This window comes from Psychroflexus aurantiacus (assembly GCF_010820555.1).
Classification (GTDB): domain Bacteria; phylum Bacteroidota; class Bacteroidia; order Flavobacteriales; family Flavobacteriaceae; genus Psychroflexus; species Psychroflexus aurantiacus.
Window position 1 is genome coordinate 208096 of the sequence record NZ_JAAIKD010000004.1, and the last position, 16885, is coordinate 224980.

At 34.5% G+C, this 16885-nt stretch carries 17 protein-coding genes and 2 pseudogenes; 15 read left to right on the forward strand and 4 right to left on the reverse strand.

Features of this window, described 5'->3' with window-relative positions; all coding sequences use genetic code 11:
• Positions 1–147: 147 nt before the first annotated feature.
• The 9 genes and pseudogenes from G3567_RS08405 to G3567_RS08445 form a co-directional block, all read left to right on the forward strand.
• Positions 148–990: pseudogene (locus G3567_RS08405) on the forward strand (YifB family Mg chelatase-like AAA ATPase); the annotation flags it as partial.
• Between the two features lie 149 nt (positions 991–1139).
• A complete protein-coding gene (locus G3567_RS08410; RefSeq protein ID WP_164004887.1) occupies positions 1140–2189 on the forward strand; it encodes a type I restriction endonuclease in 1050 nt (349 codons plus the stop codon).
• 37 nt (positions 2190–2226) lie between these two features.
• Positions 2227–2727: a hypothetical protein gene (locus tag G3567_RS08415; RefSeq protein WP_164004888.1), complete on the forward strand. Its 501-nt coding sequence runs from the start codon at positions 2227–2229 to the stop codon at positions 2725–2727.
• A gap of 36 nt (positions 2728–2763) precedes the next feature.
• Entirely contained in the window at positions 2764–3021 is a 258-nt protein-coding gene (locus tag G3567_RS08420) for a hypothetical protein (RefSeq protein WP_164004889.1), read from the forward strand.
• A gap of 19 nt (positions 3022–3040) precedes the next feature.
• On the forward strand, positions 3041–3415 hold the full coding sequence (locus G3567_RS08425) for a hypothetical protein (protein WP_164004890.1): 375 nt from the start codon (positions 3041–3043) through the stop codon (positions 3413–3415).
• A 35-nt stretch (positions 3416–3450) separates the two neighbouring features.
• Complete coding sequence (locus tag G3567_RS08430; protein WP_164004891.1) at positions 3451–4200, forward strand: hypothetical protein; 750 nt, start codon at positions 3451–3453, stop codon at positions 4198–4200.
• 301 nt (positions 4201–4501) lie between these two features.
• Complete coding sequence (locus G3567_RS08435; protein ID WP_205521205.1) at positions 4502–4894, forward strand: DNA methyltransferase; 393 nt, start codon at positions 4502–4504, stop codon at positions 4892–4894.
• A gap of 270 nt (positions 4895–5164) precedes the next feature.
• Positions 5165–5674: a hypothetical protein gene (locus G3567_RS08440; protein ID WP_164004892.1), complete on the forward strand. Its 510-nt coding sequence runs from the start codon at positions 5165–5167 to the stop codon at positions 5672–5674.
• Positions 5675–5678: 4 nt separating this feature from the next.
• Positions 5679–5996, forward strand: coding sequence for a hypothetical protein (locus G3567_RS08445; RefSeq protein WP_164004893.1), 318 nt, complete (start codon positions 5679–5681; stop codon positions 5994–5996).
• A 121-nt stretch (positions 5997–6117) separates the two neighbouring features.
• On the opposite strand, the gene G3567_RS08450 is transcribed toward G3567_RS08445, so the two are convergent.
• Entirely contained in the window at positions 6118–6276 is a 159-nt protein-coding gene (locus G3567_RS08450) for a ribbon-helix-helix protein, CopG family (RefSeq protein ID WP_164004894.1), read from the reverse strand.
• Between the two features lie 1213 nt (positions 6277–7489).
• Here G3567_RS08450 and G3567_RS08455 point away from each other — a divergent pair.
• A complete protein-coding gene (locus G3567_RS08455) occupies positions 7490–8032 on the forward strand; it encodes a tyrosine-type recombinase/integrase (RefSeq protein ID WP_164004895.1) in 543 nt (180 codons plus the stop codon).
• A gap of 60 nt (positions 8033–8092) precedes the next feature.
• On the opposite strand, the gene G3567_RS08460 is transcribed toward G3567_RS08455, so the two are convergent.
• Together G3567_RS08460 and G3567_RS08465 are read right to left on the reverse strand one after the other, a co-directional pair.
• The gene (locus tag G3567_RS08460) at positions 8093–8392 is read right to left on the reverse strand and encodes a hypothetical protein (protein ID WP_164004896.1); all 300 of its coding nucleotides are present in this window, start codon (positions 8390–8392) and stop codon (positions 8093–8095) included.
• Between the two features lie 263 nt (positions 8393–8655).
• The gene (locus G3567_RS08465; RefSeq protein ID WP_164004897.1) at positions 8656–10491 is read right to left on the reverse strand and encodes a recombinase family protein; all 1836 of its coding nucleotides are present in this window, start codon (positions 10489–10491) and stop codon (positions 8656–8658) included.
• 60 nt (positions 10492–10551) lie between these two features.
• On the opposite strand from G3567_RS08465, the pseudogene G3567_RS08470 reads away from it, so the two are divergent.
• The 4 genes and pseudogenes from G3567_RS08470 to G3567_RS08485 form a co-directional block, all read left to right on the forward strand.
• Positions 10552–11262: pseudogene (locus G3567_RS08470) on the forward strand (YifB family Mg chelatase-like AAA ATPase); the annotation flags it as partial.
• Between the two features lie 60 nt (positions 11263–11322).
• On the forward strand, positions 11323–12072 hold the full coding sequence (gene pxpA, locus G3567_RS08475) for a 5-oxoprolinase subunit PxpA (protein WP_164004898.1): 750 nt from the start codon (positions 11323–11325) through the stop codon (positions 12070–12072).
• Positions 12062–12769: a 5-oxoprolinase subunit PxpB gene (pxpB, locus tag G3567_RS08480; RefSeq protein ID WP_164004899.1), complete on the forward strand. Its 708-nt coding sequence runs from the start codon at positions 12062–12064 to the stop codon at positions 12767–12769. Before pxpA ends, pxpB begins: the two co-directional genes overlap by 11 nt.
• A 1-nt stretch (position 12770) precedes the next feature.
• Positions 12771–13622 carry a 5-oxoprolinase subunit C family protein gene (locus tag G3567_RS08485; RefSeq protein ID WP_164004900.1) on the forward strand — a complete coding sequence of 284 codons (852 nt, stop codon included), beginning with the start codon at positions 12771–12773 and terminating at the stop codon, positions 13620–13622.
• Here the strand turns inward: G3567_RS08485 and G3567_RS08490 are convergent.
• A complete protein-coding gene (locus G3567_RS08490) occupies positions 13603–14979 on the reverse strand; it encodes an aldehyde dehydrogenase (RefSeq protein ID WP_164004901.1) in 1377 nt (458 codons plus the stop codon). The genes G3567_RS08485 and G3567_RS08490 overlap by 20 nt on opposite strands.
• 104 nt (positions 14980–15083) lie before the next feature.
• On the opposite strand from G3567_RS08490, the gene G3567_RS08495 reads away from it, so the two are divergent.
• The gene (locus tag G3567_RS08495; RefSeq protein ID WP_164004902.1) at positions 15084–16841 is read left to right on the forward strand and encodes a TonB-dependent receptor; all 1758 of its coding nucleotides are present in this window, start codon (positions 15084–15086) and stop codon (positions 16839–16841) included.
• The last annotated feature ends 44 nt before the right edge of the window (positions 16842–16885 follow it).

The following is a 16885-nucleotide window of genomic DNA, read 5'->3' on the forward strand; positions in this document are numbered from 1 at the left end:
ATAGTTGACATACATCAAAATCCGAAATGAAAATTTCGGATTTTGTGTTTATGAGCATTATTTAACACGATAATTTTTAAAAACTTTAGTTTTAGTGAAAATATATTGGAAAAAAACATAATTTTAAGCTTCTAATATCTTGAAATCATGCTAGTTAAGGTTTTTGGAAGTTCTGTGTTTGGGGTAGATGCTGAAATTATTACCATTGAAATCAATATGGAAAAGGGGATCGGGTATCACCTGGTAGGTTTGCCCGATAACGCTATTCGCGAGAGCAGTTTCAGAATACAGGCTGCCTTAAAAAACAACGGCTTCAAATTTCCAGGCAAGAAAATCATCGTCAATATGGCTCCGGCTGATATGCGTAAAGAGGGTTCTGCCTATGACTTAAGCTTGGCCCTGGGTATCCTTTCTGCATCCAATCAGATAAAAAGCGAAGACATCGACAGGTATATCATTATGGGAGAATTGTCTTTGGATGGTAGCCTGCAACCCATTAAAGGTGCTTTGCCAATAGCTATAAAAGCCAGGCAAGAGGGATTTAAAGGATTTATTTTACCAAAACAGAATGCCAACGAAGCTGCCATTGTAGATGACTTGGATGTTTTTGGCATAGAAAGCATCAGTGAAGTCATCAATTTCTTCGACAAAGGAGAGGCCTTAGAATCAACCCGGGTCAATACGCGAGAATTATTTTATGATAATTTAGCCCATCCCGAATATGATTTTGCAGATGTCAAAGGACAGGAATCCATTAAACGCTGTATGGAAATTGCTGCGGCAGGCGGACATAACATCATTATGGTGGGCCCGCCGGGTTCGGGTAAAACCATGTTAGCCAAGAGGCTTCCCGGTATTTTACCACCTATGAGTCTGCACGAAGCCTTAGAAACGACCAAAATTCATTCGGTGGTGGGCAGAGTCAGGGAAAATGTAGGGCTTATGGCCGAACGGCCTTTTAGAAGCCCTCACCATACGATTTCGGATGTAATAAAATATAATGTGAAGGTTTAATAAATTTGTTTTTCATTCTTTATTTAAAAAATAATCATTATAAAACTATTGCTTATATATTTTGCAATTAAATTTTTATAGCTTAGCGTTATTTTTTAAATATAAAATTAACCAAACAAATTAAAATGGAATTACTTAATCAATTGAAAGGATTAGCTGACAAAGTTGAACAGCTTAAGGAACGTATACAAACTGAAGAGTCTACTAAACACGCATTTATTTTACCATTTATAAATATTCTAGGTTATGATTCATTTAATCCTACAGAAGTAGTACCTGAATTTACTGCTGACTTAGGTTTGAAAAAAGGTGAGAAAGTAGATTATGCAATTTTTCAAAATGAAAATCCAATTTTGATTATAGAGTGTAAGCATTGGAATCAGGATTTAAATGTTCATAATTCTCAACTCTTTAGATATTTTCATGTCACTAAAACAAGATTTGCATTACTCACTAATGGTATTATTTATAGATTCTATACTGATTTAGACGAGAGTAATAAAATGGATGAAAAACCTTTTTTAGAATTCAACATTCTTAATTTAAAAGATAATATAGTAAAGGAAATTGAGAAGTTTCATAAATCAAGGTTTGATGTTTCAAAGATTGTTAATAATGCTAGCACTTTGAAATATACTAGTGAAATTAAATCATTAATAGATAATGAAATTGAAACCCCCTCAACCGAATTCGTGAAACTTTTTGCAAGTAGAGTATATAGCGGTAGAATGACATCTAATGTGTTAGATGAGTTTACTGATATAGTTAATAAAGCTTTTACACAAATAATTAGTGAAAAAGTAAATAATCGATTGAATTCTGCATTAAATAAGGAAGAAGAAAAACAAAAATCAGAAGAATTACCTGAAGAGGAACCGAGCAAAATAGATACTACAGAAGAGGAGTTAGATGGTTATCGAATCATTATAGCTATACTAAGAAGAAAACTTTCAATCGATAGGATAGTACATAGAGATACTCAGTCTTATTTTGGTGTGTTATTAGATGATAATAATAGAAAACCAATTTGTAGACTACACCTCAATGGTGGTAAAAAATATCTTGGATTGTTTGATGAGAATAAAAAAGAAACTAAAGTGCCTATTGATACTATAGATGATATATACAATTATGAAAAAGAAATTTTAAAAACTGTAGATTATTATGAGTCTTAAAAAACCCACAATAATAATACTTACTAACCCATAAAAAATGAGTGACGTAATTAACTACATTGAAAATAATTATCAGTGGATTTTTTCGGGTGCTGGAATAGCTTTTATATCATTTTTATTCATGTTCTTTTTTAATAAAAAAAAATCAGTGACAAATAATCATATGAGTGGTGATAGCAGTTCAGATGATTATTTTTCAAATATAGATGCACATGAGGAGATGGTAAAAATTTCAGATTGCCCACCCTATCAAAAAGAACAGTTTAGAGAAAATTACAAAGGTTTGAGAGTTAAGTGGGAAGTAAATTATTTTTCTGCTTACAAGAAAGGTGATAATAAATTACGAGTTTCATCAAAATATAAAAATAATTACCCTTGGATAAATTTCACAGTAGACTTAAATGAAAATCCTATTTTTAAAGTAGCTAATAAAGGAACTAAATTTATTGTAATTGGTAAAATAATAAAAACTAACGGAGGTGAATTTTACTTAGACACTGAAAAAGTTATCGAAGTAGATATTACTCCTTCAAAATAACATCTAGTACTTAATAACTAATCAATCTAAAATATCATGGAGTACAAAAACATATTTGAAAGACCAGAATTCAAAAAAAGATTAGAAACTGTTAGGGACAAAATTGAAATCTATTTAAGTGAACATGGCTTTCAAATAGAAGATGTAAGTTTGAATGAGTTAATTCAATGGAATGAAACTAAAGGTGGTGATTCAGTCCAAATTTACCCACATGAGAAATGTCCATCAGAAATCAAAAATATTGTACAAGGCTTTATAAATGATGAATTTAATTCAAGAAATAAAATAAATTGATAACCAACTAAAAACTAATATGAAAATTCTTCTACATATTTTGACACCTATAGGTGCATTTATAATTAATCTACTGTTGGGGTTAATAATTCCAATTATTACATTACCATTAACGTGGTTGCTAAGTAAAATTTATAATAATCCTTCTATGTATATATTTAGACCAGATATGTTCATACAAGGAATCTTAAGAGGGATTTTAGCTGTTTATATAACATCTTATCTTTTGTCCTTATTCAATACTGAAATTGGCTTTTGGTGGATTTTTTTAACCTTTGTTTTTCTGTCTTTTCTTAGTATTAATGCTTGGGATAATACCAAACCAAAAGAATATGAGTTCAGTCTTAATGTATCTCCAATTTTTGGATTTATAATAGGTTTATTTATTATTTAATTAGTATCAAAAAGAAAGAGATTTTATCGTTTGGAGTGATAGTACTTATTGGTACTATCGTTTTTATTTCAAACTATCTATTAGATTTCCTTGGTGAATTTTTTTGGGGATTACAGTATAAGTATTGGATGCTAATTATTTATGGTATTCTTCTAATAGTATTTCAAATTATTGTAGAAATATTTCCTAATAAGATATTTGACTATATTAATCTTGTTCTGTTATCACCATTAGCCCTCCTCTTTACTATTGTCATGGTTTCTAAACCATTTTTAGCTTTATTGATTCATCTTATCTATTATTTATTTATACCTACAATAATCCCCTTTGGCTTTTATTTTGCTAATGAGTATTATTCATTTATCCCAATAAACACTGAGACTTATGTTTACTTAATTATCACCTTCTCTGTAATCATAGCGACATCTTTAAATAATCAAATAAAATACATAGTATACTTAGCTTCACCGATTAAAATATTAAAGTCAGATGACTCTGAAAAATTTAGGTTTAAAGAACTCACTGACTATTTATTATCAAAAACTAATATTAGATTTATCATCTACCTATCTTACTTTATTTACCTAATTACATTCAATATTTTCAATCTTCAAAATATAACTATATATGAAACTGAAGTCATAGACAGAGCAGTTCTTCAGTCCTTTATTACTTTTGTTGCGTTTGATAGTGTACTTAGAAATCTCAAACCATTGGATTTCAAATCATCTGAAATGCTAAAGAGAATAGTTAGGAGTATTACTGGTAAAGATTTGAATGTTTAAATATCCAATTTACCCACTATTTCACCCTGTTTATTATAAATGACTCCATTCCTACTATCCCTATAGCTTTTTATTCTACCATCCCTATAAGTAAGTGGTCTAAAAAACACTTAGATACTGTTATATAAGCTATTTTTCCTTATGCCTTCCTATTAGTGGTCGTTTGTACCCTTCACATTATTCACTTCTGTATTATGTCAAAGGAAAAGAAGCGAACACCTTTAGCCCAGACAGGTAAGCGATGTCAACTTGCCCCAAGTGTTATAGAGACCTTAAGGATTACGGGGGCTATAAAAATAAAATGAATCATCAGGGTGTTAGTATGACAGACATTTGGACAGATATACCTCCTGTTCGACATTCAAAATATAAAGGTAGGAAGGATGCAAATGAACTTTCAATAAAACTTCTTGACAGGGTGATTGAAATGTCCTCTGTGAAAGGTGATGTGATTTTTGACCCTTTTGGTGGTTCTGGTACAACTTATATAGTTGCCGAATTAAAGGATAGGAAATGGGAAGGTATAGAACTGGGTCCAACAGATGATATCATCACTAGGTTTGACAATCTTAGCTTTGAAAAAAATAATCTCCAGCGTTATCGTGATAAGTACAACAGCCTTTTCTCTTCAAAGGTGAAGGTCAAACGAATTCAAAACAATTTGTGGACTGCTGAGTCGGTTCGGGATAAGTAATGATTATAATATTGTAACCCTCACTTTATAGTGGGGGTTTTTGCATTTATATGAAAACAGAATGGAATGTAGATTAGATTTTTACCAAAAGAAAAATGAATTTTTTCCATAAAACTATTTACTTATTACAAAATTATGTGAATACTTGAGTCATGATAAATAATTCCTGGTATTAACCAATTACTGAATATTTATTATAAATAACAAAGCCGAATTAGAGGAATTAGAGTTAATTCCTAAAGCATTTGGTACGCATAGAAACAAAAAATTATGGAAAAGAAAGAGTATCTAAGGGTTAGTGAAATAGCAAAAATTAAGGGGATGACATCCAGAAATGTTAGAAAAATAATTACAGAGTTATCTGAGTTTAAAAATGAAGATTTATTAAGAAAAAATAAGGCTGGACAATGGGAAGTTCATCATTTGTTAGAGCCAAAATTTAAAAGAAAGAGAAATTACAAACAGAAATATTTTGCCCTTAGTTTCAAAACTTATAAAGAATATAAACCAAAAGAAATTTCAAAAATTCTAGAGCATGTGTTTCGAGAAATTGATGACCCAAGCTTGGAAATACACTACACAATTGAGAAGCGAAAAGCTAACGGTCAACCACATGTACATGGGTACGTCAAAATTTCCAATAAAAAAAGGGAGCTGTTTAAAACTCTTAAACTATTGTTTGCTAATATGAGTTATCATGAATCTCAAATTTTTGATTTAAATGGTTGGAAAAAATATATAACTAAGGAAGGCTGTACTATAATTTCACTAATAAAATAGAAAGATGGATAAACAGTATAATTTAGAACAATTAAAAATGGACTATAGATTTAAAAATCCAGTAGTTGGTAAAAATTACGAACTTTATAAGAGCTATTTCTCCAATCTTGATAAAGATTTGTATTTAAAGCTTGAAAAGAATGGAATGTTAGGAAGGTTGTTTCGTGGCGAGAATATAAAACTATATAGACAAGATATTTTTATTCCTTTTTCTATTTGGAGAAATAGTATTTTTAAAAAAACTAATCATTATTGTCCTTGTGTCTATAGGTCTAAAAATCCTTATTGGACAGATATAATACCCCCAACAGAAACTATTTAACTTAAATATGATGTAACTATTATCAGATGTTGAGGTTTATGATTTGATGCTTATGAAGCGTATTTTTAAATGAAAATACGGCACTTAACCCATTAGTGGAATTTTATAAAACCTCATCAAATTATTTTCTAGACTCAGATTCTATTAAAGCTCTTATAAAAGCAGAAACACTATTGTATTTGCTTTTTTTGCTCAATTCGTTTAATTCTTTTTTTAGGGTTGAAGTTATCCTTAAAATAACCACTTCATTCTTGCTGTGTTTGGATGGGAGTTTGCTCATGGTATTGTTTTGTATATAAATATCTAAAAGTAGAGCAAACCTCATCCAAATAGTTATGAGACCAATTCATTTTCCTCACCTGCCTCCAAATCTTCCAATGCACAGCTAAGTTCTGTACATTTTTCATTTACTTCCTCCAATTTATCAATTAAACTTTCCAACTCCTTTGGAATCTCTTCAAGATAATCTCTACCTAGTTCTGATAGTTTACCTTCTTTTTGTAAAAGAAAATTATAGGTGTATTCAATTTCTTCTATTAATTCAGTTTTTTCATTTTATCCATGTTTGAAAGTATTTAGTTGAACATTCGATATTATTAGTAAAAATTAAGACCCTTTTTTGTATCATAACCTCACCTTATATGCTGTATATGCATCTGCAAAAGTGTCGTTTTTGATATCATTTCAAAGGTTGCGTACGGAGGTGTGTCTCTTTACTCTATACTTTTTTAAGTTTTAACAGAAAGTATAACCACGTATACTCCCTTATTTTAAAGATAAAAAAACTATGTATATACAATAGGTCGGTTGTGTCTAAAAATTTTTGAAAAATTTTCCAGGTAAATAATTAGGGTCGATTGGAGTAAAGTTTATTTGATAAGGGCATAGTCTAAAATAAACACAATTTCCTAAAATCGGTTTTTGTAAAAACCACATTTTTCTGAGGAAGTATTTTGTACTAAATAAATAGAATATTTTATAAATAGTGTGGTGTTTAAGACCTCAGCCACTTTACGATATGAATCAAGATTATCAATATTAAACTTAATATTGATAGAACCAAGTCTACCCCGCTCATAATGCTTTTTAAAGGCGAAGCTATATCACCAACAATATGTTTATTAGAAGCATTCCTGAACGCTTTAGTCCAGTGTTCTGCTTCCATATCATAACGAGTAAGTGTAGTTGACGAATAGTCGTTTGGTCTCCATTTAAATCCCTGTCTTTCTCCTTGATTTAGCATATGATTGAATGTTTTTAATTATTAAAATATTGAATGATAAAGATAAGATATTAAACTACTAATTAGTGTTTAAAATACTGATAACCAGGATTATAATTTTATTACTCCCTTGATAATTAAAATGTCAGAAAAGTACATAAGCTGACATTTTCAGTGTTTACTGGTGTTATAGAGAAATATTTTTAATAAATGTCAAATAAATGTGTATATTTGCACTAACTTGACATATTTATTATCAAATAGAAACATTATGAAAGGAAGTACTTACATCAAATTTGAGGAAGCTAGACTAAAAGCAATGCAATTAATAAGAACAGGGGATAAGCCCTCATTTGGATTATTAATAATAACAGGTATATCAACTGGGTTGAGGTATTCAGACCTAATAGAGTTAACCTATGGTGAACTCAGGGGTGATTCATTTACTATTACAGAGAAGAAAACAGGTAAAGAGAGAAAGATAATAGTGAGTGACCACATAAAGGTAGCTATGGAATACTTTAAGGATGATTTCAAATACCCTGATAACTATAAAGCTTTCAGGTCTCAGAAGGGTTCTGTGTATAGTAATAAGTCAGTTAATAGGTTATTACAGGAGTATTTCAAAGGAGATAGAATAAGTAGTCACAGCCTCAGGAAGTCATTTGGAAGGAGAGTGTATAATGCTAATGGTCAGAGTGAAGCTGCATTAATGAAGTTATCAGAGATATTTGCACACAGGGATATAGCAACTACCAGAAAGTACTTGGGGTTAAGGCAGGAGGAGTTAGATGCTGTGTATCTCAACCTATAACCATTAAATAGGAAACCCCTTAGAATCTATCTAAGGGGTTTCCTGTTTAATGTAGGTTCTCTATTCTTTATATATTAATTTATCTTTAAATTGTTCTTTAAATATTTTGATAGTTTTACTTGGTGTGGTTTCGTTTAAATCATCTAATTCAATCATCTCAATCACCTCTGTATTATCCCTTTTAGAATCGTATGTACTTTTAGGATTAATTACTATGTCATATGGAAAATCAGAGTAAAAATCAATTTTATAGGTATTATTACTATGACCATATTTTTTAATCACTTCCTTATCTATTTTAAAGGCTTCCTTGATTGATTCTTCTAGTTGTTCTTCTTTAATTGTTCTAACTTCACTCATAGATTTGTTATTTTTTTGTTAATATTTAGGATATTACAAAGATACAATTAATAAAATGTTATCTTATGCGTTTTAACAAAACTTAATGAAACTATTTTAAGCCCTTCGAAGGGCTTTTATTATTGAATGTGGTAAAGTGTATATATTTTATATTAAAGTCTCTTAGGGTTAAAGTATACACCCTTGGGAAAGAAGTATCAGTTCTTTATAACAGTATAAAATAAAACCCCTGTTAAATTAATAACAGGGGGGATAAATAGAACTTATGACATAAGTCTATTTTTTATGTCACTTATGTATGCGTTTGAATGAATTCCATCATACTTTTTTAGTGCATCCTTATTATCCCTATAATGTTCTCTATAAGCTAATGAGGTATTAACTATAGATTTATAAGCCATTAATTTAGGTTGATAATTACTCACTCTATCTAACATCTTATTTTTAAATGTGATATTATCATATTCACCCCTAACATCTATCTCATCTTTAGGTTTACCATACTTTGGATAGAAATAATCTACAAGTTCATTAACTATTGGTGTGACCTTTCTAATCATACCAAAACTTGTATTTATCACATATAGTGAAGTATCTAATGAATAAGACTTGAACTGTATTTTAACCTCATATAGGTTATTATCTGATGATTCTATATAAATCCTTTGTATGTATTTCTGTAATAACTTCTGCTTAATTTCAAAGGGACTATCTTTTTTAAGGGTTGAAAGTTCCTTCTTCATGTTTTTTAGTTTACCCTCAGATTTTAATAAGTATTCCAACTCATCTTTTTTATTGGTTATCATCACCTCTAATGATTCTAACTTAGTATTTAGGCTATCTAAACTACTCTGCATATCTTTCTGACTTACTATACCATCTAAAGTCATTTGAATAGCTTTATTCTTTTTATTGGTGATTGAATTAATCTCTTTGCTTAATTTGTCTAACTGTTTTTTAGTCTCATTTATCCTCTCTTTATCCGTTCCTCCTTTGATATTCAAGTCTAATATATTTATGAGGTTTGATGAGGTTAATACTTCCCAGATGAAATCATCAAACTTGGGGCGATTTATAGCCTTGTTACCACAGTTCTCATGTTTGTACCTCTTAGATGAACACATATAGAAATTATCACCAGAGGATTTATTAACCCTTCCATAGTAATTCCTTCCACATCTACCACATTCAATAAGACCATTGAGTAGATACTTATATTCGGTATTCTTCCCTGAATTATACTTATTGAATTTCTTATTTACACTATACCATAATCTATCATCAATTATGGCAGGTGCAGTGTATTTCTTAGTTTCTGGTTTATTCTTTTTATTGTGGGTTATGATTCTTTCACCTCTGTATATTGGATTGGTTAGAATCCTTCTTACAGTGCTTTCAGCCCAGTCTATATCCTCCTTTTTCTTTGTTGTTTTCTTACCTGTGTATTTGTTTATTATGGTCAGTTCACCACCTAATTTATTATATTTAGTAAGTTCACCTTGTTTATTAAGGTGTTCAGCTATTTTAAATGGTGTTATACCTTTGTTTGAGAGTTCATAAATTTCAATGACTATCTTAGATTCCTCTTCATCTATTACTATATGGTTATTACTGTCTGTTGTATAACCATATGTAGAACGTCCATGAACTTTACCTGTATTGAAATTTCTTTTTAAAACTGTTTTTATCTTACTCTTTGTGACCTTTGCATAATGTGCATCCATAGCACTCTTCATAGTGTACATCATGGACTGGTTAGGGTCATTCAAATCTATCTCTGCACCATTATCAAATAAAAGGGTTTTAGTATCCCTCATAACCTCTGCAAGGGTCTCAAATGCACCCACATCACGTGCTAATCTATCTGTATTCCAGATGAAAACACCATGCAATTTATCAGCCTTAATATCAGCTATCATTTTTTGAAACTGGGGTCTAGTTTTAATAGTACCACTGATTATACCATCATCATAAATCTTGGCTTTATAGCCATTATTATCACAGAATTCTTCCCCTAAAAGCTTCTGTTCTTTTAGAGAACTGTTCTTTTTACTCTTATCTTCACGTGATTTCCTGATGTATACTGCTATGGTTTTCATTGTATTATGTTTAAGTTCAACCACAAATATAGGATAATTTAGTAATCCATCACATTTATAACTACTACTGATGTGGCTCTGGTCGGGGGCGGAGCCTACCCGCAACCCGGTGAAATTTCTTTGGCTCATAACGGCATCTTGTTTTTGGATGAACTGCCGGAGTTTAAGCGAACGGTTTTAGAAGTCATGCGACAACCCCTGGAGGATCGAGAGGTTACGATTTCCAGGGCAAAATTTACGGTGACCTATCCCTCCAGTTTTATGCTTGTGGCCAGTATGAATCCAAGCCCTGGAGGCTATTTTAACGATCCGGATGCGCCGGTCACTTCCTCTCCGGCGGAGATTCAGCGCTATTTAGGAAAAATCAGTGGTCCTCTGCTGGACAGAATTGATATTCATATTGAAGTGACGCCGGTTCCGTTTGATGAACTTAGTGAGGAGCGGAAATGTGAAACCAGCGTCGAAATCAGAGAACGTGTTACCAAAGCCAGAGCATTTCAAACGGAAAGGTTTAAAGCTTTTGAAAATGTGCATTACAATGCTCAGATGAACGTAAAGCATATCAAAGAATTTTGTCAACTGGAAGAGTCTTCCAAAACCCTCTTGAAAACCGCGATGGAACGCCTGAATCTGTCGGCCAGAGCTTACGACAGAATTCTAAAAGTTTCCAGGACTATAGCTGATCTCGAGGCCTCTCCACACATTACAGGCACCCATATTTCTGAAGCCATTCAGTATCGGAGTCTGGACCGCGATGGGTGGCTGGGTTGATTTTGCTAAAGATTAAGCCTGCATAGTTTCTAAAGTTCTCAGCTTTCCCTATATTTCGATATGAATAAAACCATAGATATCAATTGTGATCTTGGAGAAGGAGGGGAGTTTGATGCGGATCTGATGCCTCTTATTTCTTCCTGCAATATTGCCTGTGGCGGTCATTTTGGTGATGATGAAAGCGTAGTGCAGGCGGTCAGGCTGGCTAAACTGCACCAGGTGCATGTTGGGGCTCATCCGTCCTATCCGGATACTGAAAATTTTGGTCGGCATTCGCTTGAACTTCCTGCTGAAGACTTGAAACGGCATTTACACCGGCAAATTGACAGGGTAGAGAAAGCCTGCAAGGCTGAAAACCTTCCGCTGCATCATATCAAACCTCACGGCGCTTTATACAATGATATGCGTAAGCAGCAGACTATAGCAGATTTGATTCTGGAGGTGGTTACCGAAAGAGAAAAGGAATTGTTTTTATTTACACCGCCTTTTATAAACTTTACTTCTGAGCTTCCAAAGACCATATCACTCTGGATTGAAGGTTTTGCAGACCGGGCCTATCAAAATGATCTGAGCCTGGTTTCCAGGAAAGAAAAGGGCGCAGTGTTACATGATCCGCTTTTGATTTCTGAAAGCGTTTTAAGCATGATTCATAATCAGCAAGTTTTGACGTTGTCCGGTGAAAAAATCAAGCAAACATTCGATACGATTTGTGTGCATAGTGACACGCCAAATGCCCTTAAAATTTTACGGCTTTTGAGGTCGAAACTGGTGGAGAGTGGAATCAAAATTGGATCTAAAAATGAAGGATAAAATACGTGTTTTTCAGTTCAACGAAACTTCAATTCTGATTGAATTTGATTCAGAAATCAATGAAAACCTTTTGCAGATCATCCTAACTCTTAAAGAAAATATAGTTCGTAAAAACGCTCAACATATACTTCAGGTAATTACTTCATACAATTCATTGTTAGTCATTTACAAATCAACTATAAATAATTTCTATACTCTTAAAAATCAGTTTTTGGAGCTCATTTCTAAGGTAAAGCTCAACCAAAAACTCGACCTGGAAGTCCGGAAAATACCGGTGTGTTATGAGGAGGATTTCGGCTGGGATCTGCAGTCCTTATCAGAAGAATTAGAGCTTTCAAAATCTGAAATTATCCGGAGACACACCAAGCCGGTTTACACGGTTTATTTCATCGGATTTCTTCCGGGTTTTCCGTACCTGGGAGGTCTGGATCAAAGGCTTTATCACCGAAGAAAATCACAACCTCGAACACAAATACCGGCAGGTTCAGTTGGGATTGCCGATAAGCAAACCGGAATTTATCCATCAGATTCTCCGGGAGGCTGGCAAATAATCGGGAGAAGCCCTGTTACCTTATTCGATCCTGATCACAAAACGCAAATGTGCTATTTGAAAGCCGGGGACAAGATTCAATTTGAAGCCATTTCCAAAGAAAAATTTGAGTATATTCAATCCAGGTCCAAAAACTTCAATTTTTAATATGAGCTTACTAATAAAACATCCCGGCTTGTTTTCAACGGTACAGGACCAGGGACGTAGTGAGGGCATGCCTCAGGGAATCCCGGTTTCCGGGGCCATGGACCTGCACCTGTACAGGTATGCAAATCAGGTTTTAAACAATACAGAGGATTGTGCCTGTATTGAGTTTTACCAGCAGGGTCTCAAGCTAGAATTTGAAGCGCCGACCTTCATTTGTGTCGCCGCTCTGGATGCTGTGATTACCTTAAATGCCGCTCAGGCTGTTGTCAATAGTGTTTTACAGGTGAGTAGCGGAGATGTATTAACAATCAAAGAACTGACAAGAGGTAGCTGGGGTTATGTAGCGGTTAAAGAGGGATTTTTATCTCAAAGTTTACTGGGGAGCCGAAGTTTTTTTAAAGCCTTAACCAGGCACCAAATACAAAAAAATGATCAGCTTGATTTTTCTGTATTTGAAGGAACGACCGGAGGGGATGTTCTGGCATTGGACACAGACTACTATGCTAAAACCATACTGGAGGTTTACAAGGGGCCGGAATTTCATAAGCTAAGCGAAACCCTGCAATACCAGCTAAAAACCGCTAAATTCTCGCTTTCAACATCCCAAAATCGAATGGCTTACCAGCTGCAGGAGCGGTTGGAGAATGAACTGGACGAAATTGTAACAGGGCCTGTCTTGCCAGGAACCATTCAATATACACCTGAGGGTAAGATGATTGTTTTGATGAGGGATGCCCAGGTAACCGGCGGTTATCCTCGTATTCTTCAGTTATCTGAAAGAGGTATTAATCAGCTTTCTCAGATGCGCACCAAGACCAAATTCACATTCGGGCTTACCGAAATAGGTTCATAAACGACTTAAAGGAATCCACATGGGTATAAGGCGGATATTTAATGGGAATGTCCAGCCAAGTTTTGCGGTTTACGATGGATTTCTTTCTGGTAAAGGTTTCAAAAGAAGCTTTGCCGTGATAATTTCCAAGTCCGCTAGCACCTACACCACCAAAGGGGAGCTTGTCGTTTACAAAATGAACAATGGTATCGTTTATAACCCCACCACCAAAATCAAAGTTTTCGTTGACGCGTTTGATAAAGTCCTTTCTTTCACTGAACACATAGAGGGACAAGGGCTTATCGAAAGTGGTGATTGTGGTTTCCAGTTCATCGAAGGATGAGTAAGAATAGAGTGGTAAAATGGGACCGAAAATTTCTTCTTCCATAAGGGAAGATGAAAAATCTGGAGACTCCACGAGCGTTGGTGCCAGGAAATTGGTTTCAGGATCGCTGTCACCGCCATAAATGATGTCCTGATCTTTTAACAGGCCTGTCAGTCTTTCAAAATGATCCTCATGAATAAGTCTTGCATAGTCTGTAAAATTGCCATCCGCATAAAATGTTTTTAAAGTGAAGATCAATTTTTCCTGAAATTCAGCCTTTATGGAAGCATCAACAAGCAAATAGTCCGGGGCGATGCAGGTTTGCCCTGCATTCAGAAACTTACCCCAGCAAATACGCTTGGCTGCCACATCGAGATTGGCCGAAGCATCGACAATACAGGGATTTTTTCCGCCCAGCTCCAGTGTATGTGGTGTCATGTGCTCAGCGATTTGCTGAGAAACTATACGTCCTACAGTGACACTTCCCGTAAAGAAAACATAATCCCATTGCTGTTCGAGCAATAGTTTAGCCGTTTCAACCGCCCCCTGAATGACTTTGGCCTGCTGAGCTTCAAATACCTCGCTGATGATTTTTTCTAAAATATCGGCTGTGTAAGGCGCGTGTTCTGAGGGTTTAAGCACAACGGTGTTTCCGGAGGCGATGGCTCCAATCACAGGCGTAATCGCTAACTGGAAAGGATAATTCCAGGGTGCTATCACTAGGACTTTACCCCAGGGCACGTGGTAAATCTTGTCTGAAGAAGGAAAGTTAAGCCAGGCTGAAGAAACCGATTTAGGCTTAGACCAGTGCTTGAGTTTTTTAATAAACAGGTTGAGTTCTTTATAAGCTACAAAAAGCTCTGAAGTCAGGACTTCAAATTCTGGTTTTTGAAAATCCTTGTATACTGCCTTTACAATCTCTTTTTCATGGGCCTTTATGCTGGATTTCAGCTTCTTCAAAATAGAAATGCGTTCTTTGACTGAAGTTTTGGAACTGGATTTGAAAAATTGTTGCTGTGATTGTAGTAAATCTTTGATGTCGCCTTCCTGCATGTTTTTGTTTTTTTAAATTTGAATTTTAATGAAATAAAATTCAGTGGTAATCAGTTATTAATACCCTAAAGATACCGTTATTTGTAGTGATTAATTGAAATAAAATGGAAATAAACCAAAAGTCTTTTATCTTTTTTTTATTCGGAATTCTAATGTTTTCTCAGGGCTTTGCGCAGCGCGATACCATTAGTACTGATAAACTTATCATCATTAAACAATATTCACCGACGGTGAATGATGCCTTTAAAATAAAACAAAAACCAAGTGTAAAAGATACCATTAAGCAAAAACGAAAAGCGGTTTCTTATTCATTTGTCGATGTCCCCGTGGCATCAACCTTTACTCCCGCCAAGGGTACGGCCTCTGGTGTAAGAATGGCTCCTCCACAGAAAAAATACGAAAATTATGCCAGGTTTGGTGCGGGAAATTACTCCACTATTCTTGCTGACTTTTATAGTAATTTCAATCTTAATCCCGATCGTAATATCGATGTTCAATTTTCTCATTTGTCATCACAGGGGGGCATAGAAGATGTGGTTTTGGATGATGATTTTTCAAATACCTTACTCGGTTTAAACCTGACTTCTAAAGACCGTGATTTCGACTGGAATTCAGGAATCGAATTAAACCACAGAGAGGTGAATTATTATGGAGTTTCCGATGATTTAGTGTCTCAGATACCCGAACAGGAGTTTAGTTCAATCGATCCCAAACAAACCTATACAAAGCTTGCAGCGCTTGGAGGAATTCAGTTTCATGATAGCTTTCTCAAAGAAGGCGAAGTCCTCATTCAGAATTTCACCGATGATTACAGCAGTTCTGAGCAGCTTTTGGCACTGAGTTCCCGGGTTGAAATTCCTTTAGGCTATGAGATTTTATCTTTGAATGGAGACTTTAGGTTTTTAAACGGAACTTTTCAAACTGCATTTTACGATACAAACGAGATCAATTATCAGCAGTTTCAGGCGGGTTTAAACCCTTTTGTTGATTTGACTTTTGACAACCTGAATCTAAAGCTAGGAGCCAGGGCGGTCTTTTTCAATGATTTTGAGGCAGGTTCAAGCGAGGTTTTCTTTTATCCGGATGTGGAAGCTGAGATTTTCCTGAATCAGGAAAGTCTCAAAATCAACCTGGGGGTAAAAGGGGGCTTAACACAAAACACTTATGAAAATTTCAGTTCAGAAAATCCCTTTGTGTCTCCAACCTTACTGATCAGACCAAGTGACCAGCAGTATAAGGCCTTCGCCGGCTTCTCTGCAAAGCTTCTAAGCGATTTATCGCTTTCTGCTGAAGCCAGTTATTCCAGTACAAAGGATTATGCCTTATTTAAAGCTAACCCAAATCTTGATAATTCGTCTGCATCCAGAAGAAATTTTGATTACGGGAATTCTTTTGATGTAGTTTACAGCGATTTGGAAATAGCCAGTATATCGGCTGATTTGGCGTTTCAGGCGGATAGTGATTTCACGTTAGGTCTGTATGGCCGCTACTCCAATTTTTCAACTGAAGCAGACGAGGAGGCATGGAATTTACCGGAACTGGAACTAAAAGCCTATGCCAATTATGACTTTACAAAAAACTGGAATTTTTCTGCCTCGCTATTCTATATAGGTGAACGGAAAGATGCGTTTGAGAACGTTTTGATTGCGTCAAATGGTTTACCGATTTCGAGTGGACAGACCACTGTTTCCATCGACGGCTTTTTAGACCTTAATGCGTCGGTAGAATATCGAATTATTCCAAGACTTTCCGCATTTGTAAATGCCCGTAACCTTTTGAACAATGCATATAACCGCTGGCAGAACTATGAAGTTCAAGGCCTGCAAGTCACAGGAGGGATGATTTATCAGTTTGACTGGTAAACCTTATCTTAATTTTCTTAACGAAAAGGAAACATTGAACAATT

Excerpts from the sequence above, each read along its gene's own strand:
- G3567_RS08490 (WP_164004901.1), bottom strand. The coding sequence starts at position 14,979 with ATGCAGGAAGGCGACATCAAAGATTTACTACAATCACAGCAACAATTT.
- G3567_RS08445 (WP_164004893.1), top strand. The coding sequence starts at position 5,679 with ATGGATAAACAGTATAATTTAGAACAATTAAAAATGGACTATAGATTT.
- G3567_RS08485 (WP_164004900.1), top strand. The coding sequence starts at position 12,771 with ATGAGCTTACTAATAAAACATCCCGGCTTGTTTTCAACGGTACAGGAC.
- pxpA (WP_164004898.1), top strand. The coding sequence starts at position 11,323 with ATGAATAAAACCATAGATATCAATTGTGATCTTGGAGAAGGAGGGGAG.
- G3567_RS08440 (WP_164004892.1), top strand. The coding sequence starts at position 5,165 with ATGGAAAAGAAAGAGTATCTAAGGGTTAGTGAAATAGCAAAAATTAAG.
- G3567_RS08425 (WP_164004890.1), top strand. The coding sequence starts at position 3,041 with ATGAAAATTCTTCTACATATTTTGACACCTATAGGTGCATTTATAATT.
- G3567_RS08450 (WP_164004894.1), bottom strand. The coding sequence starts at position 6,276 with ATGAGCAAACTCCCATCCAAACACAGCAAGAATGAAGTGGTTATTTTA.
- G3567_RS08415 (WP_164004888.1), top strand. The coding sequence starts at position 2,227 with ATGAGTGACGTAATTAACTACATTGAAAATAATTATCAGTGGATTTTT.
- G3567_RS08455 (WP_164004895.1), top strand. The coding sequence starts at position 7,490 with ATGAAAGGAAGTACTTACATCAAATTTGAGGAAGCTAGACTAAAAGCA.
- G3567_RS08495 (WP_164004902.1), top strand. The coding sequence starts at position 15,084 with ATGGAAATAAACCAAAAGTCTTTTATCTTTTTTTTATTCGGAATTCTA.
- G3567_RS08435 (WP_205521205.1), top strand. The coding sequence starts at position 4,502 with ATGAATCATCAGGGTGTTAGTATGACAGACATTTGGACAGATATACCT.
- G3567_RS08410 (WP_164004887.1), top strand. The coding sequence starts at position 1,140 with ATGGAATTACTTAATCAATTGAAAGGATTAGCTGACAAAGTTGAACAG.
- G3567_RS08460 (WP_164004896.1), bottom strand. The coding sequence starts at position 8,392 with ATGAGTGAAGTTAGAACAATTAAAGAAGAACAACTAGAAGAATCAATC.
- pxpB (WP_164004899.1), top strand. The coding sequence starts at position 12,062 with ATGAAGGATAAAATACGTGTTTTTCAGTTCAACGAAACTTCAATTCTG.
- G3567_RS08465 (WP_164004897.1), bottom strand. The coding sequence starts at position 10,491 with ATGAAAACCATAGCAGTATACATCAGGAAATCACGTGAAGATAAGAGT.
- G3567_RS08420 (WP_164004889.1), top strand. The coding sequence starts at position 2,764 with ATGGAGTACAAAAACATATTTGAAAGACCAGAATTCAAAAAAAGATTA.